36 protein-coding genes and 8 pseudogenes are annotated in these 25,224 nt (G+C 59.0%); 36 read left to right on the top strand and 8 right to left on the bottom strand.

The genetic code is table 11. The features are described 5' to 3' along the window. Positions 1 to 2: 2 nt before the first annotated feature. The 33 genes and pseudogenes from fliE to GKE73_RS02745 all read left to right on the top strand — a co-directional run. Positions 3 to 317: pseudogene (gene fliE / locus GKE73_RS02905) on the top strand (flagellar hook-basal body complex protein FliE); the annotation flags it as partial. A 61-nt stretch (positions 318 to 378) separates the two neighbouring features. Then, on the top strand, positions 379 to 615 hold the full coding sequence (locus tag GKE73_RS02900; RefSeq protein WP_230369026.1) for a hypothetical protein: 237 nt from the start codon (positions 379 to 381) through the stop codon (positions 613 to 615). Continuing rightward, positions 552 to 1,991 carry a flagellar basal-body MS-ring/collar protein FliF gene (gene fliF / locus GKE73_RS02895; protein WP_312854536.1) on the top strand — a complete coding sequence of 480 codons (1,440 nt, stop codon included), beginning with the start codon at positions 552 to 554 and terminating at the stop codon, positions 1,989 to 1,991. The genes GKE73_RS02900 and fliF overlap by 64 nt, the downstream gene beginning before the upstream one ends. 118 nt (positions 1,992 to 2,109) lie before the next feature. Beyond that, the gene (gene fliG, locus GKE73_RS02890; protein WP_230369025.1) at positions 2,110 to 3,108 is read left to right on the top strand and encodes a flagellar motor switch protein FliG; all 999 of its coding nucleotides are present in this window, start codon (positions 2,110 to 2,112) and stop codon (positions 3,106 to 3,108) included. After that, on the top strand, positions 3,089 to 3,445 hold the full coding sequence (locus GKE73_RS02885) for a FliH/SctL family protein (RefSeq protein ID WP_230369024.1): 357 nt from the start codon (positions 3,089 to 3,091) through the stop codon (positions 3,443 to 3,445). The genes fliG and GKE73_RS02885 overlap by 20 nt, the downstream gene beginning before the upstream one ends. 29 nt (positions 3,446 to 3,474) lie before the next feature. Then, on the top strand, positions 3,475 to 3,792 hold the full coding sequence (locus GKE73_RS02880) for a FliH/SctL family protein (protein ID WP_230369023.1): 318 nt from the start codon (positions 3,475 to 3,477) through the stop codon (positions 3,790 to 3,792). Then, the gene (locus tag GKE73_RS02875; RefSeq protein ID WP_230369022.1) at positions 3,677 to 3,937 is read left to right on the top strand and encodes a FliH/SctL family protein; all 261 of its coding nucleotides are present in this window, start codon (positions 3,677 to 3,679) and stop codon (positions 3,935 to 3,937) included. The genes GKE73_RS02880 and GKE73_RS02875 overlap by 116 nt, the downstream gene beginning before the upstream one ends. After that, entirely contained in the window at positions 3,924 to 5,312 is a 1,389-nt protein-coding gene (gene fliI, locus GKE73_RS02870; protein WP_230369021.1) for a flagellar protein export ATPase FliI, read from the top strand. The genes GKE73_RS02875 and fliI overlap by 14 nt, the downstream gene beginning before the upstream one ends. Before the next feature lie 23 nt (positions 5,313 to 5,335). Continuing rightward, entirely contained in the window at positions 5,336 to 5,785 is a 450-nt protein-coding gene (gene fliJ, locus GKE73_RS02865; protein ID WP_230369020.1) for a flagellar export protein FliJ, read from the top strand. 96 nt (positions 5,786 to 5,881) lie between these two features. Next, positions 5,882 to 6,775, top strand: a complete 894-nt coding sequence (locus GKE73_RS24510) for a flagellar hook-length control protein FliK (RefSeq protein WP_230369019.1) — start codon at positions 5,882 to 5,884, stop codon at positions 6,773 to 6,775. Positions 6,776 to 7,015: 240 nt separating this feature from the next. Next, positions 7,016 to 7,417, top strand: coding sequence for a flagellar basal body-associated FliL family protein (locus GKE73_RS02855; RefSeq protein ID WP_230369018.1), 402 nt, complete (start codon positions 7,016 to 7,018; stop codon positions 7,415 to 7,417). A gap of 9 nt (positions 7,418 to 7,426) precedes the next feature. Then, positions 7,427 to 8,432, top strand: a pseudogene (gene fliM / locus GKE73_RS02845) (flagellar motor switch protein FliM). Further along, on the top strand, positions 8,392 to 8,820 hold the full coding sequence (locus GKE73_RS02840) for a FliM/FliN family flagellar motor switch protein (RefSeq protein ID WP_512698911.1): 429 nt from the start codon (positions 8,392 to 8,394) through the stop codon (positions 8,818 to 8,820). Before fliM ends, GKE73_RS02840 begins: the two are co-directional and overlap by 41 nt. Continuing rightward, complete coding sequence (locus GKE73_RS22295) at positions 8,762 to 8,887, top strand: FliM/FliN family flagellar motor switch protein (protein ID WP_280955260.1); 126 nt, start codon at positions 8,762 to 8,764, stop codon at positions 8,885 to 8,887. The genes GKE73_RS02840 and GKE73_RS22295 overlap by 59 nt, the downstream gene beginning before the upstream one ends. Further along, positions 8,887 to 9,363, top strand: a complete 477-nt coding sequence (gene fliO, locus GKE73_RS02835; RefSeq protein ID WP_230369015.1) for a flagellar biosynthetic protein FliO — start codon at positions 8,887 to 8,889, stop codon at positions 9,361 to 9,363. The genes GKE73_RS22295 and fliO overlap by 1 nt, the downstream gene beginning before the upstream one ends. After that, a pseudogene (gene fliP / locus GKE73_RS26855) lies at positions 9,344 to 10,095 on the top strand (flagellar type III secretion system pore protein FliP). The gene fliO and the pseudogene fliP overlap by 20 nt, the downstream one beginning before the upstream one ends. Positions 10,096 to 10,284: 189 nt before the next feature. Further along, complete coding sequence (locus GKE73_RS24505; protein ID WP_312854347.1) at positions 10,285 to 10,452, top strand: flagellar biosynthetic protein FliQ; 168 nt, start codon at positions 10,285 to 10,287, stop codon at positions 10,450 to 10,452. Then, on the top strand, positions 10,452 to 10,877 hold the full coding sequence (locus GKE73_RS02820) for a flagellar biosynthetic protein FliR (RefSeq protein ID WP_230369014.1): 426 nt from the start codon (positions 10,452 to 10,454) through the stop codon (positions 10,875 to 10,877). Before GKE73_RS24505 ends, GKE73_RS02820 begins: the two co-directional genes overlap by 1 nt. Further along, the gene (locus GKE73_RS02815; protein ID WP_312854346.1) at positions 10,771 to 11,064 is read left to right on the top strand and encodes a flagellar biosynthetic protein FliR; all 294 of its coding nucleotides are present in this window, start codon (positions 10,771 to 10,773) and stop codon (positions 11,062 to 11,064) included. Before GKE73_RS02820 ends, GKE73_RS02815 begins: the two co-directional genes overlap by 107 nt. Continuing rightward, positions 10,959 to 11,231, top strand: coding sequence for a flagellar biosynthetic protein FliR (locus tag GKE73_RS02810; protein ID WP_312854535.1), 273 nt, complete (start codon positions 10,959 to 10,961; stop codon positions 11,229 to 11,231). The genes GKE73_RS02815 and GKE73_RS02810 overlap by 106 nt, the downstream gene beginning before the upstream one ends. Before the next feature lie 118 nt (positions 11,232 to 11,349). Beyond that, positions 11,350 to 12,080 (top strand): annotated as a pseudogene (locus GKE73_RS02805) (YebC/PmpR family DNA-binding transcriptional regulator). A 99-nt stretch (positions 12,081 to 12,179) separates the two neighbouring features. After that, positions 12,180 to 12,563, top strand: a complete 384-nt coding sequence (locus tag GKE73_RS02800; protein ID WP_230369011.1) for a VanZ family protein — start codon at positions 12,180 to 12,182, stop codon at positions 12,561 to 12,563. A 48-nt stretch (positions 12,564 to 12,611) separates the two neighbouring features. Further along, the gene (locus GKE73_RS02795; RefSeq protein ID WP_230369010.1) at positions 12,612 to 13,154 is read left to right on the top strand and encodes an aminopeptidase P N-terminal domain-containing protein; all 543 of its coding nucleotides are present in this window, start codon (positions 12,612 to 12,614) and stop codon (positions 13,152 to 13,154) included. A 32-nt stretch (positions 13,155 to 13,186) separates the two neighbouring features. Further along, the gene (locus GKE73_RS02790; protein ID WP_230369009.1) at positions 13,187 to 13,726 is read left to right on the top strand and encodes a M24 family metallopeptidase; all 540 of its coding nucleotides are present in this window, start codon (positions 13,187 to 13,189) and stop codon (positions 13,724 to 13,726) included. A 2-nt stretch (positions 13,727 to 13,728) separates the two neighbouring features. After that, positions 13,729 to 13,911 carry a M24 family metallopeptidase gene (locus GKE73_RS02785; protein ID WP_230369008.1) on the top strand — a complete coding sequence of 61 codons (183 nt, stop codon included), beginning with the start codon at positions 13,729 to 13,731 and terminating at the stop codon, positions 13,909 to 13,911. A gap of 48 nt (positions 13,912 to 13,959) precedes the next feature. Continuing rightward, positions 13,960 to 14,178, top strand: coding sequence for an FAD-dependent oxidoreductase (locus tag GKE73_RS02780; RefSeq protein WP_230369007.1), 219 nt, complete (start codon positions 13,960 to 13,962; stop codon positions 14,176 to 14,178). After that, a complete protein-coding gene (locus tag GKE73_RS02775) occupies positions 14,171 to 14,971 on the top strand; it encodes an FAD-dependent oxidoreductase (protein WP_230369006.1) in 801 nt (266 codons plus the stop codon). Before GKE73_RS02780 ends, GKE73_RS02775 begins: the two co-directional genes overlap by 8 nt. Then, on the top strand, positions 14,964 to 15,125 hold the full coding sequence (locus tag GKE73_RS02770; protein WP_230369005.1) for a hypothetical protein: 162 nt from the start codon (positions 14,964 to 14,966) through the stop codon (positions 15,123 to 15,125). Before GKE73_RS02775 ends, GKE73_RS02770 begins: the two co-directional genes overlap by 8 nt. Before the next feature lie 2 nt (positions 15,126 to 15,127). Next, the gene (locus tag GKE73_RS02765) at positions 15,128 to 16,282 is read left to right on the top strand and encodes a UbiH/UbiF family hydroxylase (protein ID WP_230369004.1); all 1,155 of its coding nucleotides are present in this window, start codon (positions 15,128 to 15,130) and stop codon (positions 16,280 to 16,282) included. A 17-nt stretch (positions 16,283 to 16,299) separates the two neighbouring features. Next, complete coding sequence (locus GKE73_RS02760) at positions 16,300 to 17,031, top strand: DsbC family protein (RefSeq protein WP_230369003.1); 732 nt, start codon at positions 16,300 to 16,302, stop codon at positions 17,029 to 17,031. Between the two features lie 62 nt (positions 17,032 to 17,093). After that, positions 17,094 to 17,324 carry a hypothetical protein gene (locus tag GKE73_RS02755; protein ID WP_230369002.1) on the top strand — a complete coding sequence of 77 codons (231 nt, stop codon included), beginning with the start codon at positions 17,094 to 17,096 and terminating at the stop codon, positions 17,322 to 17,324. A 186-nt stretch (positions 17,325 to 17,510) separates the two neighbouring features. Further along, the gene (locus GKE73_RS02750; protein WP_230369001.1) at positions 17,511 to 17,822 is read left to right on the top strand and encodes an energy transducer TonB; all 312 of its coding nucleotides are present in this window, start codon (positions 17,511 to 17,513) and stop codon (positions 17,820 to 17,822) included. A gap of 116 nt (positions 17,823 to 17,938) precedes the next feature. Continuing rightward, complete coding sequence (locus tag GKE73_RS02745) at positions 17,939 to 18,199, top strand: acyl-CoA-binding protein (protein ID WP_230369000.1); 261 nt, start codon at positions 17,939 to 17,941, stop codon at positions 18,197 to 18,199. Between the two features lie 81 nt (positions 18,200 to 18,280). On the opposite strand, the pseudogene GKE73_RS22280 reads toward GKE73_RS02745, so the two are convergent. From GKE73_RS22280 to GKE73_RS02730, 5 genes and pseudogenes are all read right to left on the bottom strand, one after another. Further along, a pseudogene (locus GKE73_RS22280) lies at positions 18,281 to 18,768 on the bottom strand (transporter-like protein). Beyond that, positions 18,671 to 19,486, bottom strand: a pseudogene (locus tag GKE73_RS22275) (transporter-like protein). The pseudogenes GKE73_RS22280 and GKE73_RS22275 overlap by 98 nt, the downstream one beginning before the upstream one ends. Before the next feature lie 55 nt (positions 19,487 to 19,541). Then, a pseudogene (locus tag GKE73_RS22270) lies at positions 19,542 to 20,225 on the bottom strand (transporter-like protein); the annotation flags it as partial. A 256-nt stretch (positions 20,226 to 20,481) separates the two neighbouring features. Then, positions 20,482 to 20,922, bottom strand: coding sequence for a LysR substrate-binding domain-containing protein (locus GKE73_RS02735; RefSeq protein WP_230368999.1), 441 nt, complete (start codon positions 20,920 to 20,922; stop codon positions 20,482 to 20,484). A gap of 9 nt (positions 20,923 to 20,931) precedes the next feature. Next, positions 20,932 to 21,396 (bottom strand): LysR family transcriptional regulator, encoded by a 465-nt coding sequence (locus GKE73_RS02730; RefSeq protein WP_230368998.1) that lies wholly within the window; start codon positions 21,394 to 21,396, stop codon positions 20,932 to 20,934. Between the two features lie 136 nt (positions 21,397 to 21,532). Between GKE73_RS02730 and htpX the strand changes: the two are divergent. From htpX to GKE73_RS02715, 3 genes and pseudogenes are all read left to right on the top strand, one after another. Next, positions 21,533 to 22,422 (top strand): annotated as a pseudogene (gene htpX, locus GKE73_RS02725) (protease HtpX). A 72-nt stretch (positions 22,423 to 22,494) separates the two neighbouring features. Next, positions 22,495 to 22,662 carry a hypothetical protein gene (locus GKE73_RS02720; protein WP_230368997.1) on the top strand — a complete coding sequence of 56 codons (168 nt, stop codon included), beginning with the start codon at positions 22,495 to 22,497 and terminating at the stop codon, positions 22,660 to 22,662. 2 nt (positions 22,663 to 22,664) lie between these two features. Continuing rightward, positions 22,665 to 23,429, top strand: a complete 765-nt coding sequence (locus GKE73_RS02715) for a TerC/Alx family metal homeostasis membrane protein (protein WP_230368996.1) — start codon at positions 22,665 to 22,667, stop codon at positions 23,427 to 23,429. Positions 23,430 to 23,474: 45 nt separating this feature from the next. On the opposite strand, the gene GKE73_RS22265 is transcribed toward GKE73_RS02715, so the two are convergent. From GKE73_RS22265 to GKE73_RS22255, 3 genes are read right to left on the bottom strand one after another with little or no spacing between them, the layout of a single operon-like run. Continuing rightward, complete coding sequence (locus GKE73_RS22265) at positions 23,475 to 23,876, bottom strand: EAL domain-containing protein (RefSeq protein WP_280955089.1); 402 nt, start codon at positions 23,874 to 23,876, stop codon at positions 23,475 to 23,477. Then, on the bottom strand, positions 23,843 to 24,520 hold the full coding sequence (locus GKE73_RS22260; RefSeq protein ID WP_312854345.1) for an EAL domain-containing protein: 678 nt from the start codon (positions 24,518 to 24,520) through the stop codon (positions 23,843 to 23,845). The genes GKE73_RS22265 and GKE73_RS22260 overlap by 34 nt, the downstream gene beginning before the upstream one ends. Further along, entirely contained in the window at positions 24,451 to 25,206 is a 756-nt protein-coding gene (locus tag GKE73_RS22255; RefSeq protein ID WP_312854344.1) for a diguanylate cyclase domain-containing protein, read from the bottom strand. The genes GKE73_RS22260 and GKE73_RS22255 overlap by 70 nt, the downstream gene beginning before the upstream one ends. Positions 25,207 to 25,224 lie beyond the last annotated feature (18 nt).

The raw sequence follows: 25,224 nt of genomic DNA, 5'->3' as shown, positions 1-25,224 counted from the left end.
CCATGGCTGTAAATAATGTAGATCAGTTGCTGGGAGAGTTGAGAGCCGCCTCGGCATTGGCCGCAGGCAAGACCTCGACTCAGACTCAGGAAACGCCGCAAGTTGACTTTGCTGACGTTCTCAAGTCCACTATCGAGCAGGTAAATTCTGCTCAGCAGACTTCGCAGGAAATGCAGAAGCAGTTTGAGTTGGGAGATGAAGGGGTCAACCTGCAAGATGTGATGGTATCGTTGCAGAAAGCCAGTCTGTCGTTCCAGACCATGGTCCGGGCACGCAACAAGCTGGTGTCCGCCTATCAGGAAATCATGAATACCCGGTTTAGCGCTGGCCCTATCTCTCAGGCCGTCAGCGGTTATAACCGAAAGCTAAAACCACTGTATGGCTGATCTGGCAGAACAAAACGCTACACCGCTTTGGAAGTCGCGCATCAATGATGCCTCCGACCGTTTCAAGGCGCTTCCCAACAACAAGAAAATTCTCTTTCTGGTGGCCATTGCCGCCATTCTTTCCGTTGTTATCGGCATGGCCGTGCTGAACCGTCAGCCTACAAAATCCTTTTCGCCAATATTTCTGATCGTGACGGTGGGCAAGTCACCGCGTCATTGCAGCAGATGAACGTTCCCTACCAACTGGGTGAGGGCGGTGTCATTTCCGTTCCGGCGGACAAGGTCTATGACGCACGCCTCAAGCTGGCGGCACAGGGCTTGCCGAAGGCCGGTGGCGTTGGTTTCGAACTGATGGATAACCAGAAGTTTGGTATCAGCCAGTTTGCCGAGCAGGTTAACTACCAGCGTGCCATCGAAGGCGAGTTGGCGCGCACCATCGAAGCGATTTCCTCGGTCGAGTCTGCTCGCGTCCATGTCGCCGTTCCCAAGCAGAGTGTCTTCATCCGCGACCAGCAGCAGCCGACCGCCTCGGTCATGCTGAATTTATACCGTGGCCGGATGCTGGATGCGGGGCAGGTGGCCGGTATTCTGCATCTGGTGTCCAGCTCCGTACCCAATTTGCAGGTCAAGAATGTCACGGTAGTCGACCAAGATGGCAACCTGCTGTCCAAGATGTCTGACCAGAACGACGCCTCCGGTCTGGATCAGCGTCAGCTTACCTATGTGCATCAGGTGGAAGAAAGCTATGTCAAACGGATTGAGGATATCCTTGAGCCGATCTTTGGCAAGGGCAATGCACGCGCGCAGGTGACAGCCAATGTCGATTTTGCCGAGGTGGAGCAAACCTCGGAAAGTTACAAACCCAACTCCAGTCCGAATCCCTCGGCTACCCGTAGCCAGCAGATTGTAGAAAAGCTGGGTAATGGCGGCGCACAGGCCGGTGGCGTGCCGGGCGCGTTGTCCAACCAACCGCCTTCCGCCGCCTCGGCGCCGATCACCTTGCCGCCGGGGGCCGCGCCCGGGACGGCTACGCTGTCTGGTCAGGCGGTTGGTGCTTCTGGCGCGGTGGAGCGCGATATCACCACCAATTATGAGGTGGACAAAACCATCCAGCACACCAAGGTGCCGCAAGGGTTGGTAAAACGCTTGTCGGCGGCTGTGGTGGTCAACTATCGCATGATGCCGGATCGTAACGGCACGCCGAAACCAACACCGCTGACGGCACAAGAAGTCCAGCAGATCAATAATCTGGTTAAAGAAGCCATGGGTTTCAATACCCAGCGTGGCGATACGGTCAACGTGGTGAATGCCGCCTTTGCCGATGCAGCCGTGCCGGTGACTTTGCAGGAAAAAGTAACCGATTACGTCACCAATAATGCCAGCAACCTGATCAAGTATGGTTTATTGACCATTGCCATGTTGTATTTGCTGTTTGGTGTGGTACGCCCGATCGTCAAGGAACTGGTCAAACCGGGTGCGCTTGCTGCGGGAGAAACGGAAAAGGCCAAGGAAGGTGCCACCGAGGCGGGGGGCGCCTGTTGGCGGTTGCTGGTGACGAGGAAGGAGCCAAGGCCGAAGCCAAGGCTGCGGGTAGCGAAGCCGTAAGCGGACCCGCGTGATGCCCAGAAGCGCGAATACAGTTCCAATCTGGAAGCTGCGCGTGATCTGGTGAAGTCTGATCCGCGCATGGCGGCACAAATCATCAAGGAATGGATAAGCTCCGATGAGTGATAACGGTATTCACCGTAGTGCGGTGCTGTTGTTCAGTCTGGGCCAGACCGAGGCTGTGGAAGTGTTCAAGTACCTTGGGCCAAAAGAAGTCCAGAAGATTTCGCTGGCGATGTCGGCGATCAATAACCTCAGCTACGAAGAAATCGATGATACGGTGGGCAAGTTCCGCGAAGAGTGTGCGGCACGGGCCAGCATTGGTGCATCTGATGAATACCTGCGCAACGTGCTGACCGAAGCGCTGGGGCCGGACAAGGCGTCCAACCTGCTGGACAAGATCATGCAAGGTAATGATCACAGCGGTATTGAGAGCCTGAAGTGGATGGACCCTTCGTCCGCTGCCGACCTGATCCGCAACGAACACCCACAGATCATTTCCACCATTCTGGTTCATCTGGAGCCGGATTTGTCCAGCTCCATCCTGGCGCACTTCCCGGAGCGCCTGCGTAATGAAGTGCTGATTCGTACCGCGACGCTGGAAGGGGTGCAGCCGCAGGCCTTGCGCGAGTTGAACGATGTACTGACCCAACTGTTGTCTGGCTCGGATCGGATCAAGAAGAGCGCATCGGGCGGCATTGGCATGACCGCCGAAATCCTCAACTTCATGGGCGGTAATGTCGAGGCGTCGGCGCTTAACTATATCCGCGAGTATGACCCGGAGTTGGCGCAGCGCATTCAGGACAAGATGTTTGTGTTCGAGAACATTCTGGATATCGACGACCGTTCCATCCAGACCATTCTGCGCGAAGTACAGTCCGATTCGCTGGTGATTGCTCTCAAGGGCACCAGTCAGGAACTGAAGGACAAGATTTTCCGCAACATGTCGCAACGTGCGGCCGAAATGCTGCGCGACGATCTGGAATCCAAAGGGCCGGTCAAGTTGTCGGAAGTCGAAGCCGAGCAGAAAGAAATTCTCAAGGTGGTGCGCAAGCTCGCCGACGATGGCCAGATCGTGCTAGGCAGCAAGGGCGGTGATGAAGGCCTTGTCGAATAATCCGATTATCCCGGGCGAACAGGTTGATAGCTGGCAGAGTTGGGCGCCAGCAGACTTGGGCGGGCTGTCATCCACGCTGACCCCGGCTCAGCTGGTGGAACTGGTGGCCAAGCGCAGGGGAGCCGCCGCGGCCAGCCGAAATGGATGCGCCGGAGAGGCGGTCGCAGACAATGATCCTCCCCCCGGCGATAGCGACCCGGCCGATGGTGCAGTGGCTGAGGCATCTGGTCTGAGCTACCCGACTGCTGCCGAATTGGAAGCCATCCATCAGGATGCCCGGCAAACCGGGCACGATGCCGGTTATGCCGCTGGCCATGCCGAGGGCTTGGATGCTTAAGCAAGGCTGAAGCGGAAAGCCGTGCTCTGGTGGCGGTACAACAACAGTTTGCCGAGGCTTGGGCGCCGCTGGCCCTGCTGGCCGATTCGTTCAATCAGCAATTGCAGCAGGTTGAGTCTGAGCTGGCTGGCAGCTTGCTGTCGCTGGCGGTGAGGTTGGCTGAAAAACTGGTACAGGACCACCTGCAGGTGAATGGCCGTGCGCTGGAGCCGGTATTGCGGCAAGTGCTGGATGATTTGCTTAGCCAGTCTGGCGCAAGCACGGCTGCGCGTGAATCCGGCCGATCTGACTGTCGCCCGGCAGCTATTGCAGCAGGAAACGCCGGAAACCTTGTGGCAATGGATTGAAGACCCAGCGATTGAACGCGGCGGTTGCATCATCGATACTTCATCGATTCGCCTCGATCTCACCTTGGCTTCGCGCCTGCGCGCCTTGAGCGACGCTTTGGGCCTTGAGTCCGCCGACAACTCTGCTTCCCATGACGCTGATTGAACGGCAACGCCAGTTTCTGGCGGATTGCGCCCGCGTGGCCGAAGCGGCTCCACTGTGGCAGCCCACTGGGCGGCTGGTACGTGTGACCGGGATGGTGATGGAGGCGGTTGGCCTGAAACTGCCGGTAGGCAGTGCCTGTCAGGTTGATCTGCCTGATGGACATAGCATCGAAGCGGAAGTTGTCGGTTTTTCCGGTGACAAGATGTTTCTGATGCCGCTTTCCAATGTTCAGGGTTTGCTGCCGGGAACGCCGGTACGTCCACTATGTCCACGCCATCCACCACGTTTCGGCCAACCTGCCGTTGATGCCAGCGTGCATGGCCCGGAAGGGCGGCAGGTGCCAGTGGGCGAGAGCCTGCTCGGGCGTATTCTCGATGCGCTGGGGCGGCCACTGGACAGCAAGGGGCCGATCCATCCGGAAGCCTATTTCCCACTCTATAGCCAGCCGATGAATCCACTGGAGCGCTCGCCGGTGCGCGATGTGCTGGATGTCGGCGTGCGTGCCATCAATGGCTTGCTGACGGTGGGGCGTGGACAACGCCTTGGCCTGTTTGCCGGTTCCGGGGTGGGGAAGTCGGTGCTGCTCGGGATGATGGCGCTCTTCACCCGGGCCGATGTGGTGGTGGTGGGCTTGATTGGTGAGCGTGGCCGCGAGGTCAAGGACTTCATCGAAAACATTCTGGGTGAAGAAGGTCTGGCGCGTTCCGTGGTGGTGGCCGCGCCAGCCGATGTTCCGCCGCTGATGCGCCTGCATGGCGCCGCCTATGCCTCGGCGTTGGCCGAATACTTCCGCGCGCAAGGCAAGGACGTGCTGTTGTTGATGGATTCGGTGACCCGCTATGCCATGGCGCAGCGTGAAATTGCCCTCGCCATTGGCGAACCACCGGTGACCAAAGGCTATCCCCCGTCGGTTTTTGCGCGCCTGCCACAATTGATCGAACGTGCCGGTAATGGCATTGAAGGCGGCGGCTCCATCACTGGTTTTTATACCGTGCTGTCCGAAGGGGACGATCAGCAAGACCCGGTGGCCGACTCCGCTCGTGCCATTCTGGATGGCCACTTTGTGCTGTCGCGCGAGTTGGCCGAAGTTTACCATTATCCGGCAATTGATATCGAACAATCGATCAGCCGGGTGATGGTAGATGTCGTTGCCCCGCGCCAGATGGAGCAGGCGCGCCATTTCAAACAGCTCTATTCACGCTACCAGCGCAATCGTGACCTGATCAGCGTCGGTGCTTACGTACCGGGAGCGGACCCAATACTCGACGAAGCCATTCGTCGTCAGTTGCCAATGGTGGGCTTCCTGACTCAGCCGATGCACGAATCCCATGATTTTGCCTCCTGCGTGGAGCAGCTGGATGCGGTGCTGCGTTGAGCCGGGGCTAAGCGGGCAGAGCGATGGCCCATAGCAAATATGCCTTGCTGATTCGCTTGGCCGATGACCGCCAGCAAGCTGCCGGTGAGCGGATGAAGCAGGCGCAGGGGCGCTTGAACGATGCGCGCTCACGCCCGGAGCAACTGGATGCGTTCCGTGCCGAATACCAGCAGCGGCTGACTCAGGGCGGCATGAAAGGCATGTCCATCAGCCAGTGGCAGGATTTCCAGAAATTCCTGCTGCGGCTGAATGATGCCGTCACCGTTCAGCAAGGCGAAGTCGAGCGCTGTATCCAGCGTTTCATGCTGGAGCAACAGAGCTGGCAGAACGAATACAAAAAGCTCAAGGCCTACGAAAAATTGCTCAAACGTGAGCAGCAACGGGCCAGCATCAAAACTGCGCGTTTGCAGCAGAAAAATAGCGACGAGTTTGCCACCCGCCAGTTCTGGAATCGTCAGCATCAGGATGAATAGCTTGGCATGATAATTGCCTAGTCATGGCTGTCTTCTCTCTGGAACCCGGGCCATGACGATTACCGTAACCCCTTCTTCCGCCGTCACTGCTTAAGCGTGGTTGGCCAAGTTGATGCCAGCGCCAGTGATACCTCCGGTCTATTTGCCAATCTATTGGGCGTGCAATTGGGCAGCCGTGCCGGTACCCTGTTGGGTGCCAGCAAAGATAGTGGCAAAACTCAGCTGAAAGACCAGGATTCCAAGGATTCCACGGCCTCTGATAACAGCAATGCCGCCAATAGCCTGTTTCTGCAAGGCATGCCGGTCGTGTTGCCACAGCAGTATGTGAATCAGCAGATCGACGTGGCCAAAGGCAATGGTGATGCTGCCTTGTTATCGGCAAGCAGCGTCAACGAAGGCAAGGCCGATGCGTTGGCATTGTTGACGGGTGCCGGGAAAAAAGCCGCGCCCAAAGCCCTGGATGAGCAGAATTTGCCGCAAGACGACAAAGCGTTCATGCAATTTTTGCCGGTTCAGGCACAAGCATCCGCGCCGACGGCGGCGTCTAACCAGGCCTCTGCCGTCAAAACCCTGACGATTCAGGAGCCGATTACCGACCCCAACTGGACCAAGTCGATGAGCGAGCAGATGCTCAGCATGGTCAGCATGAAGGCGGAAAAAGCACATATCCAGATCAATCCGCCACAACTGGGGCCGATTGATATTTCACTCAAGATGAATGGCACCGATCAGGCGCAGGTGGTTTTTGCCGCCGCCGTACCGTCCACGCGAGAAATGCTGGAAAGCAATATGCCGAAACTGGCCACCATGCTGGCGGCCGGGGGCATCCAGCTGACGGGCGCTCAGGTTTCGAGCGGGCAGTCCGGCCAGCAGCAAAGCCACTTTGCGCAACAGCAAAATAGCCGCCAGCAGCAGAATTCTTCGTCTGAAGAAGTGGATGCACTGACGGCAATTAAGGCTGCCAGAGGGGTTCTTAGCATTTTTGTTTGAGTGTTATGTGCGTCAGGTCTGTTCAGTTGGGGCGGAAAACAGGAAAATACCACCAAGAAATCGCTTAGGATTTCGTGGAAACCTCCAACGTACGGGCTAAAACATTCATGGCAGACGATAAAAAAGCAGAAAAAACAGACAAGTCAGAGAAAAAGGCGGGTGGTTCTAACAAGCTGATGCTGATCGTCATCATTCTGCTGGTATTGGTTTTGGTGGCGGTGGGCGGCCTCGGCTGCCTATATGTTCACCAGCGTCAATCATGCAGGCGGCAATGCAGCCGGTGGTGAAGCAGCGCATGAAGCGGCCACCAAGAAGAAAAAAGATGGCCCGCCGATTTTTGAAAAGCTGGATACCTTTGTCGTCAACCTAGCGGGCGAGAGCGGTGGCTTGCTGCAGGTGGATATGCAGGCCGAGCTGGGAAGCGAAGAAGCCAAGAAAAAGTTTGAAGACTACATGCCCAAGGTGCGCAGTGCGCTGATTCTGCTGCTGTCGTCCAAAACGGCTGAAGAACTGGCTACGCCGGACGGCAAGGTCAAACTCAAGGCTCAGGTCAAGAAAATCATCAACGAATCCATGGATGCCGGGACGGAAGAACCCGTGGATAGCGTAGTCTTTACTTCCTTCATCATTCAGAATCAGTAAGCAGGACGCATGGCCGACGATATTCTGTCCCGTGAAGAGGTAGATGCCCTGCTCAGGGGGGTCACCGGCGAGGACGAAGATGATGACGTGGTGCAGGACGCCCGGGCGTCCGTAGCTACGATATCGGCCGCCGGAACGTATCGTGCGCGGCCGTATGCCGACGCTGGAAATCATCAACGAACGTTTCGCCCGTAACCTGCGCATTGGCCTGTTCAACTTCATCCGCCGTAATGCCGAGATTTCGGTCGGGCCGGTGCGGGTGCAGAAGTACAGCGAGTTCATCCGCAACCTGGTCGTGCCGACCAACCTGAATCTGGTGCATGTCAAACCGATGCGCGGCACCGGTTTGCTGATTTTTGACCCGGATCTGGTCTTCCTCATCGTCGATAATCTGTTCGGTAGCGATGGCCGTTATCACGTGCGGGTCGAAGGGCGTGACTTTACCCCGACCGAACAGCGCATCATTCACCGCCTGCTGGAGGTGGTGTTTAACGAATGCCAGAAGGCGTGGGAAACGGTCTATCCGATCGAGTTTGTTTACCTGCGATCGGAAATGAATACCCAGTTTGCCAACATCGCAACGCCGACCGAGGTGGTGGTGGCGGTGACGTTCCATATCGAGCTGGGCGCGGGCGGCGGCGATTTTCACATGTGTCTGCCGTATTCCATGGTGGAGCCGATCCGTGACCTGCTGTCCAGTACCATGCAGGCTGACCGTACCGAGGTGGATAACCGCTGGATCAGCCTGATGTCGCATCAGGTGCAGGCAGCGGAGGTCGATTTGGTTGCAACGTTGGCCGAAACCCGGGTGACGCTCGGTCAGGTACTCAACCTGAAGGTAGGCGATGTGGTGACGCTGGATATTTCCGAGTCCATCGTGGCGGATGTGTCGGGGATTCCGGTGTTTGAATGCCACTATGGCACGGTACAGGGGCGCTATGCGCTCAAGGTGGACTCGGTATTAGCCGGGGCTCATGACTTTGTCGAGCCGACAGGAGACAACAATAATGAGTGACGAATTGCAGGACGAGCAGGTTAAGGCTGCCGCGCCGGAAGAAGAAATTTCCATGGACGATTGGGCCGCGGCGATGGCCGAGCAGGCCGACGCCGATGCTTCACTGGCGGCGTCGGATACGACGGCGGCAGAGCCTGCCCACAATCTGTTCCAGGAATTTGGTGCCACCGCAGAAAGCTCCGGTAGCGTGCCGCGCAATCTGGACATGATTCTGGACATTCCGGTTCAACTGACTGTCGAATTGGGGCGCACCAAGATTGCCATTCGTAACCTGTTGCAGCTGGCGCAGGGTTCGGTGGTGGAACTGGATGGTCTGGCAGGGGGAACCGATGGATGTGCTGGTCAATGGTTGCCTGATCGCACAAGGCGAAGTGGTGGTGGTCAATGACAAGTTCGGTATCCGCCTGACCGATATCATTACGCTTACTGAGCGTATCCGCCGGTTGCAGAAATAATGGTCTGGCGTCTTGTACAGAGGCGGCCGCGCCAACCGGTCAATCTGGGATTGGCCGGTGTTTTTTTTGTACCGACGCTGGCGTTGGCCGCAGTGCCTGCTGCGGCGGTCGATTCGCCGTCGCCGCTCATGGGATTGTTGCAGGTGGTGTTTGGCCCGGCGGTGGTGCTTGGCGTGATTATGGGTGCGGCCTGGATGTTCCGGCGTTTCTCTCAAGGCATGCTGGGCGCTACCAACCGGCTCAAGGTGGTGAGCGGGGTCATGGTAGGCCAGCGCGAGCGGGTGGTGATTGTGGAGCTGGAGGGCGAATGGCTGGTGCTGGGCGTTACGCCCTCGCAAGTCAATCTGCTCAACAAGCTGCCGCGCCCTGACGATGCGGATAACGATGTTGTTGCGCCTACGGAACCGTTTGCCCGCTGGTTAAAATCCGCCATGGAGAAGGGCCGTCGCCAGATGGATGCATCGAAAAAGCCATGAAACGTGTATTGATAGTCCTGTTGCCGTGTTTGCTGTGCCTGCTGCCGTCCGTGCAGGCAGCCGGTTTGCCGTTGATGACCAGTACGCCGGAGGCGGGGGGCAGAGCTATTCGCTCAGCCTGCAAATGCTGCTGTTCATGACCGGGTTGACGTTCATCCCGGCCATGCTGCTGATGATGACGTCGTTTACCCGCATCGTGATTGTGTTGTCGCTGTTGCGTCAGGCCATGGGTACCATGCAGTCGCCGCCCAATCAGGTGATCATTGGTTTGTCGTTGTTCCTGACGTTGTTTGTCATGGGACCAACGCTTGATCAGGTTTACAGCAAGGCACGGACGCCTTTTTCCGAGGACAAAATCAGCTTCAATCAGGCGGTGGAAGAGGGCAGCAAGCCGATGAAAGAGTTCATGCTGCGCCAGACGCGGGAAAAGGACCCGGCGTTTTTCATCGAGATTTCCCGTTCGCCCAAGCGACCAAGGCGGATGTATCGATCAAGACCTTGATCCCGGCGTATATCATCAGCGAGCTGAAAACCGCGTTCCAGATTGGTTTCATGGTATTTATCCCGTTCATCATCATCGACTTTGTGGTGGCGAGTATTCTGATGGCCATGGGCATGATGATGGTGTCACCCGCCACCATTTCGCTGCCATTCAAGCTGATGTTGTTTGTGTTGGTGGACGGCTGGACATTGCTGATGGGCTCGCTGGTGCAGAGTTTTTACACCGGCTGACGTCTATCTTGGTTGGGACGATGCCAGCACGGCGTTGCGATGGGTATAAGTGAAACAAGGTTGGCCGAAACAAGTGGGGAGGCGCGATGAGTCCGGAATTAATCATTAGCATGGTGCAGAACGCGCTGTATGTGCTGATCATCGTGTCGGCGCCGGTGCTGGGGGGCTTCACTGCTGGTGGGCTTGCTGGTGAGTGTGTTGCAGGCCGCTACCCAGATCAACGAAATGACGCTGACCTTCATTCCCAAACTGTTGGCCATGTTTCTGATTCTGGTGCTGGCCGGGCCGTGGATGCTCAACACCCTGATCGAGTACACCACCCGTCTGTTCCAGAGCATTCCCACCGTTATCGGCTGATGCTGACCATTTCCGACGCGCAGATCAATGCGCTGGTCAGCATGTTTATCTGGCCATTTACTCGTATCGTCGGTCTGTTTCTGGCCGACCCGTTTTATTCCAATCGCGCCATTCCCCGTCGCTTTCGCGCCGGTTTTGCGCTGATGCTGACCGTGCTGCTGGTTCCGGTCTTGCCACCAGCGCCAGCCGTGCCGGTGGTGTCGGCGGCATACTTTGCGATTGTAGTGCAGCAATTGCTGATTGGTCTGGCCATGGGCTTTGTCATGCGGCTGGCGCTGGCGGCAGTGGAAATGGCTCGGCATGATCATTTCCGGGCAGATGGGGCTGGGTTTTGCCATGACGTTCGACCCGCAGCATGCGGCGCAGGTGCCAACCATGTCGAGCCTGCTGACGGTGTTTGTCATGCTGCTTTTCATGGCGTTTGATGGCCCGCAGGTGATGATCAACACTTTGCTGGAAAGCTTCCGGATACTGCCGATTGGTCAGTCGTTGCTTAAGGGGCCAGCCTGCTTGCGCTGGTCAAATGGGGCGGCCATATCGTGGCATGGGGGATATGGCTCTCGTTGCCGGTGGTTGCCGCCTTGCTGGTCACCAACCTGGCCATTGGCGTGATGACGCGGGCGGCGCCGCAGTTCAATATTTTTTCCTTTGGCTTCCCGCTGACGCTGCTGACTGGCTTCATCGCCCTTTATATTGCCTTGCCGCTGCTGACACCGGCGATCGAGCAGATTTACCAGCAAAGTTTCGAGTTCATACTGTCTATGCTGAAGGCGAAATAGCTTTCTGCTAGAATACCGCCATTTTTCTTGTTCCAAATCCGGCTTGAAACCTTCGGCGACACGTCTCTGGCGTGACGACCAATGAGGCGTGGCAAGCCCTCAGCAGATTGAGGCAATCATGGCAGGTCACAGCAAGTGGGCTAACATCCAGCATCGTAAAGGTCGTCAGGACGCCAAGCGCGGCAAGATCTTTACCCGTCTGATCAAGGAAATTACCGTCGCAGCCAAGATGGGCGGGGCCGACATCGGCGCCAACCCGCGTCTGCGCCTAGCGGTGGACAAGGCCAAGGCCGAATCCATGCCCAAGGACAATATTGAAAACGCCATCAAGCGCGGTGCCTAAGCCAGCTGGACGGCGTGGATTATTTCGAATGCCGCTACGAAGGTTATGGCATCGGCGGCGCGGCCGTGATGGTGGATTGCCTGACGGATAACAAAACCCGTACCGTGGCCGATGTCCGTCATGCTTTCTCCAAATACGGCGGCAACATGGGCACCGATGGCTGCGTGGCCTTCCAGTTCAAGCACTGTGGCTACATGGTGTTTGCGCCGGGTACCGATGAAGATGCGCTGATGGAAGCGGCGCTGGAAGCCGGTGCGGACGACGTGGTGACGGATGAAGACGGTTCGATCGAAGTGATCACCGGCCCGTATGAATTCACTGCGATCAAAGAAGCGTTGGAAGCCAAGGGCTTCAAACCGGAAATGGGCGAAGTGACCATGAAGCCGGAAAACGAGACCGAGCTGACCGGTGACGATGCCGTGCGCATGCAAAAGTTGCTGGACGCGCTGGAAGATCTGGACGACGTGCAGGAGGTTTACACCTCTGCCGTGCTGGACGAAGAATAAGCCGAGCGGCCGCGCTGCGGGCCGATTCAGCATCCGGGCTTGCCTTGTGGCAGGCCCTTTTTCTTGCCAACCGCCAAGGTTGGCCGAAAGAACCATCGTATGACGACAAAACGCTGGGGCTGGCTGTTGCCAGCGGCGGGCTGGAGCCTGTTGGCGATCTGGGCGCTATTCAAACCGGCTGGCGCACCCAGTGGCATCCCGTATTTCGACAAGCTTGGCCATTTTGCGCTGTTCTTTGTGCATGCCGTGTTGCTTGGCTGGGGGCTGCATCGGGCCGGGTTTTCCCGCTTCTGGACGCGGCTGGTCTGGGCGTTGCTATTGTGGGGCGGTTCATCGGAAGTGTTGCAAGGGCTGTGTACGCCAGACCGCTCGGCCGAATGGCTGGACTTTGGCGCCGATGCCGTTGGTATCGCGGCGGCCTACTGGCTGCTTGTGCGCTCGCGCGTGGTGCGCAGATTGGGAGCCGCTGGCGACTCGGTGTAAACTGGCGCGATTGTGCCGCAAGGTTCGCCAGTTTGCGAGAGCGAAATCATGTATCAGTCTCATGCCGAACGCCGCCGCCGGGTGATGGCGCAGATGCAGGACGGTATTGCCGTACTGGCTGCCGCTACGGAGAAGGTGCGCAATGCCGACAATATTTATCCGTATCGGCCCGATAGCCATTTCTTTTACCTGACCGGTTTTATCGAGCCGCAGGCACTGGTAGTGCTGGATGCCGATCGTGGCCGCTCCATCCTGTTCTGTCAGGACAAGGATCCGGAACACGAAATCTGGCATGGCTTTCGTTATGGCCCAGCGGCCGCCAAGGAAACCTTTGGGTTTGATGAGGGGTATTCCATTACCGAACTGGACAGCCGCCTGCCCGAGCTGATCGCCAACCAGAAAAAACTATGGTGGGACATTGGCCGCGATACGGCCTTTGACCAACGGGTGACGGGTTGGTTGAACACGGTGCATCAGCGCGTGCGCCAAGGTGATGAACCGCCGATGGCATTTGGCGATTTACTGTTTGTGCTCGATGAAATGCGCCTGTTCAAGGATGCCACGGAAATCGATATTCTGCGCCGTGCTTAAGCCGAATCTCCGCCGAAGCGCATTTGCGCGCCATGCGTGTAGCCCGTGCGGGCATGTATGAATATCAGCTTGAGGCCGAAATCCTGCATACCTTTGTGCAGCATGGCGCGCGTCAACCTTCCTATGAAAGCATCGTCGCTGGCGGGGCCAATGCCTGTACCTTGCATTACGTCGCCAATAACGCCCGGCTTAATGACGGCGATCTGGTTCTGATCGACGCCGGTTGTGAGCTGAATGGCTACGCCGGTGACATTACCCGTACGTTTCCGGTCAATGGCCGTTTTACTGGTCCGCAGCGAGATGTCTATGAAGTGGTGTTGGCGGCACAGCTGGCGGCCATTGCCGCGATTCGGCCCGGTGTGGCGCTCAATGCTCCGGGTGATGCCGCGCTGCGCATTCTGGCGCAGGGCCTGCTCGACTTGAAATTGTTGAGCGGAACGCTGGATGGCGTGCTGGAATCCGGCGCTTATCGGCAGTTTTACATGCACAGCATTGGTCACATGATCGGGCTGGATGTGCACGACGTGGGTCGCCGCAAGTTGCGCGGCGAATGGCGCCTGCTGGAAGCCTAGGCATGTGCACGACAGTGGAACCCGGCCTGTATATCCGTCCGGCGGATAATGTACCGGAAGCTTTCCACAATATTGGCATCCGCATCGAGGACGATGTGCTGGTCACGGAAAGCGGTCACGAAGTCTATACCGATGCCGTGCCCAAACGCGTGGATGAAATTGAAATCCTGATGCGCAGTATCTGATTCCCGTCTTATCTTCTGATGCCTGGCCCGAACCAGGGCGGACACACCATGAACCAACTTGCACAACACGCAGATATCGTAATTGTGGGCGGCGGCCCGGTGGGGGCGCTGGCGGCATTGCGCTTTGCCCGCGAAGGACGGCGGGTAACGCTGATCGAAGCGCGCGCCAAGGATGCCCGCGTACAGGATGCCCGTGCCTTGGCGCTGTCCTGGTATAGCCAGCAGCAATTGGCGGCGGTCGGCGCCCTGGCCGGACACATTGCTTAAGGCAACCTTGATCGACACCGTACATGTTTCGCAGCAGGGCGCGTGGGGCCGCACCGTGCTCAACCGCGCCGATCTGGCTTTGCCTCACCTTGGCGTGGTGGTCGATTACCCGGTGTTGACCACGGCCATCAATCAGCAACTGGAGCAGGCCGGGGTCAATGTGCGCTGGGATACCCGCGTGACGGCGGTGAAAAGCCTGCACCACTACGCCACAGTGAGCACCAGTGGGCCGGAGGGTGAGGATTGGCTGACCTGTCGGCTGGTGGTGTTGGCCGAAGGCGGGGCACTGGCCGATACGCTGCCGGGCGTGAAACGGCTGGTGCACGATTACCGGCAAAGCGCGGTGCTGGCGACCATTACGACGGAAAAACCGCACGACGGCGTGGCCTATGAGCGTTTTTCCCATCAGGGGCCGTTTGCGCTGTTGCCGCATGGCGATGGCTTCATGCTGGTGTGGACGCGTAGCCATGACGATGCCCAGACGCTGCAGACACTGGACGATGCCGCAGTTATTGCGCAATTGCAGCAAGCGTTTGGCGACCGGCAGGGCAAGATTGTGTCGGTTGGCCCGCGCGCGGTATTCCCGCTGGCACTGCGTCAGGTCAACCGGGTGGTGAGCGGCCGGGTGGTGCTGATTGGCAACGCGGCACAGACCATGCACCCGGTGGCGGCGCAGGGCCTTAATCTTGGGTTGCGTGATGCCATTGGGCTGACCGACGCACTGGTGGGGGTGCCCGATGTTAGGCGAACCGCGCGTTCTGGCCGCCTATGCTGCCGCGCGCAAGGTGGATAGCCATGCCGTGGTGGGCTTTACCCATGGGCTGATCCAGCTGTTTGATGGCCATTCCGCTCTGGTTAGCACGCTACGCGGGGTGGGGATGAACCTGCTGGACGTGGTGCCACCGCTGCGCCGTAAATTTGCCACCCATCTGGTCTTTGGGGTTTAACCATGGCGCGGCAACACGAATTTGACGTGATTGTGGTTGGCGGTGGGCTGGTGGGGGCGAGCCTAGCGTTGGCGCTGGCTGATAGCGGCAAGGCCGTGGCGTTGCTGGAAGGCCAGAATGCGCAGTTCGACCAGCTGGAACAGGGCTGGGATGCGCGGATTTATGCTGTCAGCCCGGCTAACCGGCGTTTTCTCGAGCGCCTGCAGGCCTGGCCGGATAGTTCCCGTCTGGGCACTATCGCCAGCATGGATGTGCGCGGTGATGCCGGTGGCCGTTTGCAGTTTGCCGCCAGCGATGTCGGTGAATCGGCTTTGGCATGGATTGCCGAGAATCGCTGGATGCTGGCCGCGCTGTGGCGCAGGTTGGCCGAAAGTTCCATCACCTGCCTGACCGGCGTGCGGCCGGTGCAACTGGAGTGCTCTGCCACAGCGGCCTGCCTGACGCTGGACGATGGCCGTCCGTTGACAGCCGCGCTGGTGGTTGGTGCCGATGGCGCCAATTCCCGGCTGCGTCAGCAATGCGGCCTGCAAGCCAGCGTCAAGCCGTATGGCCATAGTGGCGTGGTGGCCAATTTTGCCTGCGAGCGCCCGCATGGTGATATCGCGCGCCAGTGGTTTACCGGCGACAGCATTCTGGCCTGGTTGCCGATGGCCGGGAACCGCATTTCCATGGTGTGGTCTACCTCTGATCCGCAACGACTGCTGGACATGGATCACGACACGTTGGCCGAAACGGTGGCTGCGGCGGGAAACCATGAACTGGGCGCGTTGCAGCTGTTGACCCCGGCCGTGGCGTTCCCGTTGCGGCTGATTCAGCCCGAATCGGTTATCTCCCAGCGGGTGGCGCTGGTGGGCGATGCCGCGCATACCGTGCACCCGTTGGCCGGGCAGGGCGTCAACACGGGGTTTCAGGATGCCGAACAGCTGGCGCGCCTGCTGGCTACGGCAACGGATGTAAGCGAATACCTGATCCTGCGCCGCTACGAGCGCGAGCGGCGCGAAGCGGTGAAAACCATGCAGTTGGCGTGTGATGCGCTGTTTCAGCTGTTTCATGCGCGCCAGCCGGGGGTGTCCTGGCTGCGTAATACCGGACTGACTTTGACCAATCGCCTGTCTGTGCTCAAACGCCAGTTTGTGCGGCATGCGATGGGTGTATGAACCGACAAGGATGTGTAATGAACGCAACGCTTAAATCGCTGGCCATGGCCGCCTCGCTGCTGCTGTCGATGGCAGCCTGTACCGCCAATGCCGAAACCAATATCAGCGATGTGAAGAAAGCCTTTCAGGCTCGCTTTCCCAATCGGCAGGTAGACAGTGTCAGAACCACCCCGGTGAAGGGGTTGTTTGAGGTAGTGGTCAAAGGCAAGCAGATTGTTTATGTCGATGAAAAGGTCGACTACGTACTGGTGGGCGATCTGGTTGATGCGGTCAAGAAGGAAAGCCTGACCGAAAAACGCACGGCGGAGCTGAACACGCTCAAGTGGGATAGCCTGCCGCTGCAATATGCCTTCAAGGAAGTGCGTGGTAATGGTGCACGCAAGATGGCCGTGTTTACCGACCCGGATTGTCCGTTCTGCCGCCAACTGGAACGCGAAAGCCTGCCGGGCGTGACCAATGTCACGATTTACACCTTCCTCTTCCCATTGTCCGAACTGCACCCGGATGCCATGCACAAGGCCAAACAGATCTGGTGTTCCAAAGACCGTGCTGCGACCTGGACCGCCTACATGCGCGATGGCAAGCCGCTGACCGGCCGTGACAACTGCAATACCCCGCTCGACAAGATTCAGGCACTGGGCAAGCAACTGGGCATTACCGGTACGCCAGCGCTGGTATTTGCCAATGGCCGTGTGGTGCCGGGCGCGATCGAACAGGAACAGATCGAGCAGCTGTTGAACGCCAAGTAACGGCGCCCTGTGCTGATGGGTAGAGCATTCGTTCCCCATAGGCACCGCCAGTATGGCCGCCTGTGGCCGCAGCCCGCCGGGTGATTGCGCTGGCGTTGCTGGGGTCGTTGCTGCTGCATGCGCTGCTGCTGTGGGGCTTGCCGGTGGGCAAGGCCGGTGGTGGCGGTGGGGCTAACGACGGACGTGCCGAACAAGGGCTGGCAGTGCGGCTGCGCACAACCGTCACGCCCCGACGGCAACCCGCGCCGTTCTTAAGGCACAGCCAACGCCGCCAAGGCCCGCGCCGAAGGTGAAGGCGCCGCCGGTACTGCTGACGGATCAGGCGCATTTCGCCTTGCCGAGCAAGCCGTCTCCATCGGCTGATGCCAATCCGTCCCCGCCCATGCCCGTGGTTCAACCTGCATCCAGCCCGGTGCTGACCGCGCAGGATGTTTCAACGCCGTCGGCCGAGGAGGCCGCGGCACTGGCTGCGGCGGGGGATGGGCAATCCGCCCTGGTTGGGGCTGGACGTGTATTACGCCGCGCGGGAGGTGGATGTGGTGGCTCGCGAGCAGCAGCCGATTGATGTCTCGGTCACCAATGCCTCGCCGGACGACCGCACCAGCGTGATGCTTAAGGTCTACATCAACGAACAAGGTTATGTGGATGCAGTGCAGCTGATCAGTGCCACACCAGCCGGGGCCGAGCAGGTGCCGATGGAGCGCTTCCGGCAGGCCCGTTTCTTCCCGGCCGTGCGGCAGGGGCGACTGGTAAAAAGCTTCAAGATTATCCAGATCGGCTGGCTGGATTAATCTGGCCGGAATTTCGTGTTACAGTCGTCAACGACCGGTATATCCGGTTGGGCTAACCCCATTACAACGCTAATACCGGGGCGATGTTTTGCCACCGATAACACGAAGGAGACACCATGTCTGATTTAGACACGCTATTTACCCGGGCACAGGCCGATGTCAAAACCCTGTCGGAACGACCGGACAATCAAACGCTGTTGCAGCTGTACGCACTGTTCAAACAAGCCACCGAGGGCGATGTCAGCGGCGAGCGGCCGGGGATGATGGACTTCATCAATCGTGCCAAATACGATGCACGGGACAAGCTCAAAGGCAAGAGTGCCGATGAGGCCAAACAGGCCTATGTGGATGTGGTGAAGCAACTGCTGGCAGCCTGAAACAAACAGGCTGCCATGATCAGGAAAACCGGCTCAATGAGCCGGTTTTTTTATGGTCAGGGTTGGCCGAATACGGACGCGCTAGTCCAGCGGTTTTGGCGGTTCGTTACCCGGCTCCGCTTCCTGTGCTGGCGTGCGTTTGCCGCGCGGCGGCAGGAAAAACGCCAAGGGATGACGGATCAGCCGACGCAGCAGCATCGGAATCAGCGGCAGTGCCTGTTGCCCAGCCAGCTTGCGCGAACGCAGTGCTACCCACAGCGCCAGACTGAAGCTGACGCTGAGGTTGGTCAGACCGATCAGCCCGACACCGCTAATGGCCAATAGCGCGGTGTGCCGGGCAGGTTGAAGTCCAGCGTTACGCTACAAAAAGCCAGATTGGCGGCGGAAAAGGTGATGTGACGGATATCCAGCGGCAAGCCGAGGATGATGCCCACGGTGCCGGTCATGCCGAGAAACAGGCCAAAATAAAAGTTACCGGCCAGCGCGCCCAAATTGTGTTCGACGTAGTGCGCCAGACGATGGGTCCGATGCGTGCCCAGCAGGCGGTTGAGCCAGCGGTGCCCGGCCAGCCGCGCAGGGATGCGGCGGTAGATGGCGCGGTTGTCGTAATAGCTTAGCGATCAGCCCGGCGAGAAACAGATATACCCCGGCGATGGCCGCATGGAGCAGCGCCAGACTATGCAACGGGTCGAGATCGTGCAGCAAGTGTTGAGCCTTGTCTGCCCCGATCAAGGGTTGGCCGAACAGCCACTGCCAGCCAAAGGCAATGACGGCAGCGGTGGGGATAGCCAGCAGCACGTTGCCCAGAATGGCAATGAACTGCGTTCTGAGCACCTTGACCACCAAGTCGGCCAATTCTTCCATCTGATTCTTGTTGCCGTGCTGCGGCGGGATGGAGGCGGCGATGTGGGCTGCCGTCATCGCTTACTGCTTGGTGGCGATGGTGAAGTGCAGCAATTGCACAATGATGAAGCCGATGGCGTAGTTCAGCCCAAAGGCCAGCCCTTCCCACAACAGCGGCAGATGGCCGCGTGCCAGCAGTAGCTTGATCAGCGCCATGATGCCGACAATCAGCCCCGCGCCCATGGCCGCCTTGGCCATGGCGTTCCATTCCTGCCGAGTTTCCGCAATATAGTGTTCGCCACGGCGCCCGGCATGTTCGGTCACCTGCAAGGCCAGCAGTTCGGTATTGGATTTGAACAGGTCGCGCACGCTGTACTTGCGGTTTTCCGCGCGTACGCACTGCACCAGCAGCCGGTAGAGCGCCGGGTTGCTGCCGGCCGTCATGCGCCGGATCAAGCAGCGTCAGCAGCGCGCGCATGCGCTCGATGCACTGCGACAGCCGCAGCGCGAGATAGGTCAGGTTGACGGAAATCCCGCAGCGCGAGGCGTTCTTGCGGACTTTGCCCAGTATCTCCTCGCACTGCTGCAACAACACCAGAATATGCTTTTCGTCTTCGCTGGGCGCGACATGTTCGGTCAGCGCCTGCCGGTAGCTGACGGCGTAATGCAGCACCTCGGCATTGAGCTGTAAAAATGGCGATTCGAAGCGCTCGATCTCCGGGTAGATGCGTACCAGTTCTGGCTCCAGCCCGATCGCCGCCACGCGCGCGGCGATTACCTGCAAGGCTTCGATCATCTGCAGGCGGGTGTGACGCCAGCCGTCCTGATCGGCTTCTTCCTGCCGGGCCATGGCGTGCCACAGGTCGTACCACACTTCGTCCGGAATGGCCGCCAGCCAGCGATAGTCTTCCTGCCAGCGGAACAGTTGGCCGAAACGGTCGCGTAGCGAATCCGGCCGCGTTGGCATGGGCAGTATCCGCTCGCCGATACGGTTGGAGAGTGTGGCAAAAAAGCTGGCGTTGGCCAGAATGCCGGATTCGGTATACAGGTGGATTTGGCGGGTTTCGGTCAGCAGCGCCAGCAGTGCGCTACGCAGCGACTGGCGTGCGTCCGGCCAGTGTTCCAGCAGATGGGACAGGGCGCGCAGATTCATCGTGGCCGCCTGCGTCTGGGCGCCGGGCATGGGGCGCAGGCAACGGATCAGGTCGGCCAATGCCTCCAGTGGTGGCGCGCTGCCGTGTACCAGTTGATGGAATACGCTATCCAGCGTGAGGGGGAAAGTCGCTTCTCTCATCGTCTGCAGCCTGTGTCAGGTGAGTGAATGGCCCATCAGGCGGGGCGATCAGCCGAAGTTATACCCGGCTAGGGTAACGGCTTTATGTGTCCGGCGTATGTCGGTAAGCTACCTTGCGTATGTGGTCTGGACTGTGGCGATGCCTTTATGGTTCCGTGGTGTCCGCCACATCTGGCGCGGCCGTCTGCAAAACGGCCTGCACTGCCGGGTGCTGCAGCTTGCGGCGATGGGTAATGGCGTAATAGTGCTCATACACCTTGCCCACTCGCCCCAGCATTTCGACATCCAGCCGTCCGGTAATATCGCCGGGCTGAAACGCCGGGGCCGGAAACAGCCCCAGCCCTTGTTGGCCGAAGGTGTTGAGCAGCGCGCCATCTTCAAATTCCGCCACCACTTCCACCTTGACATCAATCTCTTCAAACCACTGTTCCAGCTGGCTGCGTAACACATTACCGCGTGTGGGCAGCAGCATGGGCGCGCGGTGCAGGCAGGCGGGGAAGGGGGCGCGATAGCGTTCGGCCAACGTGGCGGTGGCGAAGATCATCACCGGGCAGCGTGCCAGCAAATTCGATTGCAAGGCTGGCAAGCCACCGGCTTAAACCGGGCGGTCGGCCAACACCAAGTCTAGTCGATGCTGGGCCAGATCAGCCAATAACTGTTCGAAGTCGCGTTCGGTGCAGGCCAGCCGCACCCGCTGTTCCAGCGCCAGCGCCGGTTGCAGCAAACGGTAGGACACCGTCTTGGGTAATACGTCGGAAATTCCCACCGCCAGCCGGATGGTCTTGTCGAGCTGGGCATCCTGCAGTGTTTCCTGCAAGGTTTCGCCCAGCATGAAAATCTGGTCGGCGTAGCGCAGCGCCACCCGTCCGGCCTCGGTCAATTGCAGGTTGCGCCCCTGCTGGGTAAACAGCGCCCGGCCCAGCGTCTGCTCCAGCCGCGATACCTGACCGCTGACGGTTTGCGGGCTCATGCCCAGTTGCGCCGCCGCGCGCGTCACGCTGCCTTCGCGTGCCACCGCCCAGAAATAATGCAGATGCTTGTAATTGAGTGGTTCTGACATATCATCAATACGAAAAAATCGGATAAACGCTACGATTTTATTTGATTTTTTCGTTGAGTAGATGGCGTTATGCTTACAGCGTTAATCATGCCGCCAGTACCGGGCGGCCAATCTTATTTGCACGAGGACAAACACGATGAAACGCGTGATATTGCTGATTGCCACCAACCTGGCAGTAATGCTGGTACTGAGCCCGGCGGCGCAGTTGCTCGGAGTTAATCGCTTCCTGACCGCGAACGGCCTGCAGCTGGGTACTTTGTTGGCGTTTGCCGCCTTGATGGGGTTTGGCGGGGCCTTCCTGTCGCTGCTGATGTCCAAAACCATCGCCAAATGGAGTACCGGCGCCCGCGTGATCGACAACAATACGACCGATAGTACCGAGCGCTGGCTGTTGATGACGGTAAAAAAACTGGCCGACCGCGCGGCGTTGCCGATGCCGGAAGTGGCCGTGTACGAGGGCGAACCCAATGCCTTTGCCACCGGTGCGAGCAAGTCCAGCTCACTGGTGGCGGTGTCGACTGGTTTGCTGTCCTCGATGACCGAGGAAGAAGTGCAGGCTGTTCTGGCGCATGAAATGGCCCATATCAAGAACGGCGACATGGTGACGCTGACGCTGATTCAGGGCGTGGTCAACACCTTTGTGTTTTTCCGGCGCGTGTCGTCGGCTATCTGGTGGACAGTTTCCTGCGCCGTGACGAGGAAGAGGGCAGCAGCAGTGGGCCGGGCATTGGCTACATGATCACGGTGATTGTCTGTGAGATCGTGTTTGGCATACTGGCCTCGATCATCGTCATGTATTTTTCGCGTCAGCGCGAGTTCCGGGCCGATGCTTGGCGCGGCGCACCTGCTGGGCGGTGCCAGCCCGATGGTTGCCGCCTTGCGTCGCCTCGGCGGGATGGAAAGCGGCGATCTGCTTAAGCCAACATGGCGGCCTCCGGTATTGCCGACAAGGCGGGCTTCATGGAGCTGTTCTCCAGTCACCCGCGCATTGAAGACCGCATTGCAGCTTTGCAGAACCGTCGCTAACAGGCAGACAGGGACTTGATGATGGAATGGTTGGCGACCTTATGGCTTGGCTACCCGCTCTGGGTGTGGCTGATGTTCATTGGCATCGTGGCGGGCCTGCTGATCTTCGATCTGGGCGTGCTGCATAAGGATCAGCACGAGATCAGCGTGCGGGAAAGCCTCAAGTTGTCCGGGTTTTATATCGGCATGGGGCTGGCCTTTGGCGGCTGGGTGTGGTGGTACAAGGGCAGCGATGCTTAGGCATGCAGTATCTCACCGGTTATCTGGTGGAAAAATCGCTGTCGATGGACAACGTGTTCGTGATGTCGCTGATCTTTACCACCATGGCGGTGCCGCGCATGTATCAGCATCGGGTGCTGTTCTGGGGCATCATGGGGGTGATTGTGTTGCGCGCCCTGATGATTGGCGTCGGGGCGGTGCTGGTGGCGGAATTCCAGTGGATGCTGGTGCTGTTCGGGCTGTTCCTGATGGTGACCGGTGTGAAAATGCTGTTTTCCGACGATACGCCGCCTTCGCTGGAAGCCAATCGTGGCTATCAGTGGTTGCGGCGTCACCTGCGGCTGACGCCCGGCCTGCATGGCAAGCATTTTCTGGTGCGTGGTGAAACGCAGCAGCTGGCGCCCGGCTGGTGGGCCACGCCGCTGCTGCTGACCCTGATCCTGATTGAAAGCGCCGATGTAGTATTTGCGGTCGATAGCATTCCGGCCATCTTCTCCATCACGCAAGACCCGTTTCTGGTTTACACCTCCAACATTTTTGCCATCCTTGGCCTGCGTGCGCTGTACTTTGCGCTGGCAGCGATGGTGCATCGCTTCCATTACCTCAAGTACGCGCTGGCGCTGGTGCTGGTGTTTATCGGCGTCAAGGTGGGGCTGGTGTACCTGCACGACATCCATGTCGTCGACTTCACCATTCCCACGCCCTTGTCTTTAGGGGTGACCCTGCTGTTGCTCAGTTCTGGTGTCGCGGTGTCGCTGTATAAGACGCGCCATGAACCGATCGGTTAACCGCGCATTGGGGCAAGGCGCAAGGTTGGCCGAAACCCGGTGGACTCAGCTTGCGCAGGCGAGCTCGCCCACCGGGTTGTGCAGCGCGTGACCAAACATGTGGGCAATCGCTTCGGCCGGTAACGGCGGGCAGAGCAGGTAGCCACGGCCACTGTCGCAACCGCTGCCTTGCAGTAATTGCCATTGCGACAAGGTTTCGATGTTTTTGGCGCTCAGTTGCACGTTGAGCTGCCGGGCCAGCTGGCCGAGGGTGTGCAGAATGGCCTGCTGGCTGGGTTGCTGTGCGCCACTATCGATAAACGCCTGACTGATTTTCAGACGGCTGAAGTGCGGCTGCTGCAACAGCAGCAAGGACGAGGCGCCGCTGCCAAAATCGTCCACGGTGAGCGAGATGCCCAGATGCTGCAAGGCACTTAGCCGCGCCTCGCGCTGGTCGAGCGCTTGCAGCGTGGTTTCATTGATTTCCAGCGCCAGACACGCCGCTTAAGCAACTGGCTTTGTTGCAGGATTTCGGCCAACTGCTGGCAAAACGTGGCCGATGCCAGCGTCGCCGCTGACAGATTGACCGCCATGTTTAATGGCCGCCCCGCCTGCTGTTGCCACTGCCGCCCCTGTTGACACACGGTTTTCAGCAGCCACAACTCCATGGCTGTCAGCAGCCCGGCTTCCTCGGCCACGCTGATGAAACGCGCCGACGGCAGCAGTCCCAATTGCGGGTGTTGCCAGCGCAGCAAGGCTTCAAAGCCATGGATGGCACCATCGTGCAGGCTAAAGGTTGGCTGGTAAAACACGCGCAATTGTTGCTGCGCCAGCGCCTGTTGCAGCCCTTGCTCCACCTGCAGGCGTTCTTTGGCCCGGCTGGTCATCTCGCTGCTGAAAAACCGATAGCGGTTTTTGCCAGATTTCTTGGCCGCGTACATGGCGCTGTCGGCGGCTTTCAGCAGGGAAGGGATGTCCGCCCCATCCGCCGGGTAGAGGGCAATGCCGATGCTGCCGGATACCCGGATAGTTTCGCCCTGAATCATGATCGGGTCGCGCACGATGGCCAGCAGGTTTTCGGCCAACCACGCGCACTCTTCCGGCTGCTGCACGTCCGGAATGGCCAGCAGGAATTCGTCGCCGCCCGGCGCGTGGCAATGTCACTGCTGCGCAGGTGCCGCTGGAGCCGCTTGGCAATACTGGCCAGCAGCTGGTCGCCCGCGCCGTGCCCCAGCGTGTCGTTCACCTGTTTGAAACCATCCAGATCGACAAACAGGATGCCCACGCTGTGGCCATTGCGTTCTGCGCGGCGTATTTCTTTTTCCAGTTCGCGCTGCAAATGGTGTCGGTTGCCCAGCCCCGTCAGTTCATCGTGATAGGCCAGATGGTGGATGTGTTCCTCGGCCGCGCGAATGGCGGACAGATCGGAAAACGCCAGCACGTAGTGGCTTAATTGGCCCTGTTCGTCGTTAACGGCGCAGATATGTTGGCGGCAGGGAAATTGGCTGCCATCCCGGCGCTGGCAGAGCATGTCGCCGTGCCAGTGATCGGGCGTGTTATCGGCCAGCTGTTGGTAAAACGGCTCAGTATGTGGCTGAACGTGCAGAAAATCGTCAGGATTACGCTGCAAGGCGGCTTCGCTCGGGTAGCCGGTCAGCTGGGTAAACGCCGCGTTGGCCGAAACAATGCGGCGTTGCGCATCCAGAATCAGAATGCCTTCGGCGCTGGTCTGAAACACGATGCTGGCCTGATGCAGCTGCTGTTCCATCTGGCGTTGTCTGGTGACATCGCGCGCCACGCCGACCACGCGCTGATG

This window comes from Paludibacterium denitrificans, from assembly GCF_009707705.1.
Classification (GTDB): Bacteria; Pseudomonadota; Gammaproteobacteria; order Burkholderiales; family Chromobacteriaceae; genus Paludibacterium_A; species Paludibacterium_A denitrificans.
Note: the sequence above shows the minus strand (reverse complement) of the source record. Positions and strands in the feature narration are given on the sequence as shown.

Coding starts and splice junctions, on each gene's coding strand:
- GKE73_RS02900 (WP_230369026.1), top strand. CDS start 379: ATGGCTGATCTGGCAGAACAAAACGCTACACCGCTTTGGAAGTCGCGC.
- fliG (WP_230369025.1), top strand. CDS start 2,110: ATGAGTGATAACGGTATTCACCGTAGTGCGGTGCTGTTGTTCAGTCTG.
- GKE73_RS02885 (WP_230369024.1), top strand. CDS start 3,089: ATGAAGGCCTTGTCGAATAATCCGATTATCCCGGGCGAACAGGTTGAT.
- GKE73_RS02875 (WP_230369022.1), top strand. CDS start 3,677: ATGATTTGCTTAGCCAGTCTGGCGCAAGCACGGCTGCGCGTGAATCCG.
- fliI (WP_230369021.1), top strand. CDS start 3,924: ATGACGCTGATTGAACGGCAACGCCAGTTTCTGGCGGATTGCGCCCGC.
- fliJ (WP_230369020.1), top strand. CDS start 5,336: ATGGCCCATAGCAAATATGCCTTGCTGATTCGCTTGGCCGATGACCGC.
- GKE73_RS02855 (WP_230369018.1), top strand. CDS start 7,016: ATGTTCACCAGCGTCAATCATGCAGGCGGCAATGCAGCCGGTGGTGAA.
- GKE73_RS02840 (WP_512698911.1), top strand. CDS start 8,392: ATGACTTTGTCGAGCCGACAGGAGACAACAATAATGAGTGACGAATTG.
- GKE73_RS22295 (WP_280955260.1), top strand. CDS start 8,762: ATGGATGTGCTGGTCAATGGTTGCCTGATCGCACAAGGCGAAGTGGTG.
- fliO (WP_230369015.1), top strand. CDS start 8,887: ATGGTCTGGCGTCTTGTACAGAGGCGGCCGCGCCAACCGGTCAATCTG.
- GKE73_RS02820 (WP_230369014.1), top strand. CDS start 10,452: ATGCTGACCATTTCCGACGCGCAGATCAATGCGCTGGTCAGCATGTTT.
- GKE73_RS02815 (WP_312854346.1), top strand. CDS start 10,771: ATGGGGCTGGGTTTTGCCATGACGTTCGACCCGCAGCATGCGGCGCAG.
- GKE73_RS02800 (WP_230369011.1), top strand. CDS start 12,180: ATGACGACAAAACGCTGGGGCTGGCTGTTGCCAGCGGCGGGCTGGAGC.
- GKE73_RS02795 (WP_230369010.1), top strand. CDS start 12,612: ATGTATCAGTCTCATGCCGAACGCCGCCGCCGGGTGATGGCGCAGATG.
- GKE73_RS02790 (WP_230369009.1), top strand. CDS start 13,187: ATGCGTGTAGCCCGTGCGGGCATGTATGAATATCAGCTTGAGGCCGAA.
- GKE73_RS02785 (WP_230369008.1), top strand. CDS start 13,729: ATGTGCACGACAGTGGAACCCGGCCTGTATATCCGTCCGGCGGATAAT.
- GKE73_RS02780 (WP_230369007.1), top strand. CDS start 13,960: ATGAACCAACTTGCACAACACGCAGATATCGTAATTGTGGGCGGCGGC.
- GKE73_RS02765 (WP_230369004.1), top strand. CDS start 15,128: ATGGCGCGGCAACACGAATTTGACGTGATTGTGGTTGGCGGTGGGCTG.
- GKE73_RS02760 (WP_230369003.1), top strand. CDS start 16,300: ATGAACGCAACGCTTAAATCGCTGGCCATGGCCGCCTCGCTGCTGCTG.
- GKE73_RS02750 (WP_230369001.1), top strand. CDS start 17,511: ATGGGCAATCCGCCCTGGTTGGGGCTGGACGTGTATTACGCCGCGCGG.
- GKE73_RS02745 (WP_230369000.1), top strand. CDS start 17,939: ATGTCTGATTTAGACACGCTATTTACCCGGGCACAGGCCGATGTCAAA.
- GKE73_RS02730 (WP_230368998.1), bottom strand. CDS start 21,396: ATGTCAGAACCACTCAATTACAAGCATCTGCATTATTTCTGGGCGGTG.
- GKE73_RS02720 (WP_230368997.1), top strand. CDS start 22,495: ATGTTCATTGGCATCGTGGCGGGCCTGCTGATCTTCGATCTGGGCGTG.
- GKE73_RS02715 (WP_230368996.1), top strand. CDS start 22,665: ATGCAGTATCTCACCGGTTATCTGGTGGAAAAATCGCTGTCGATGGAC.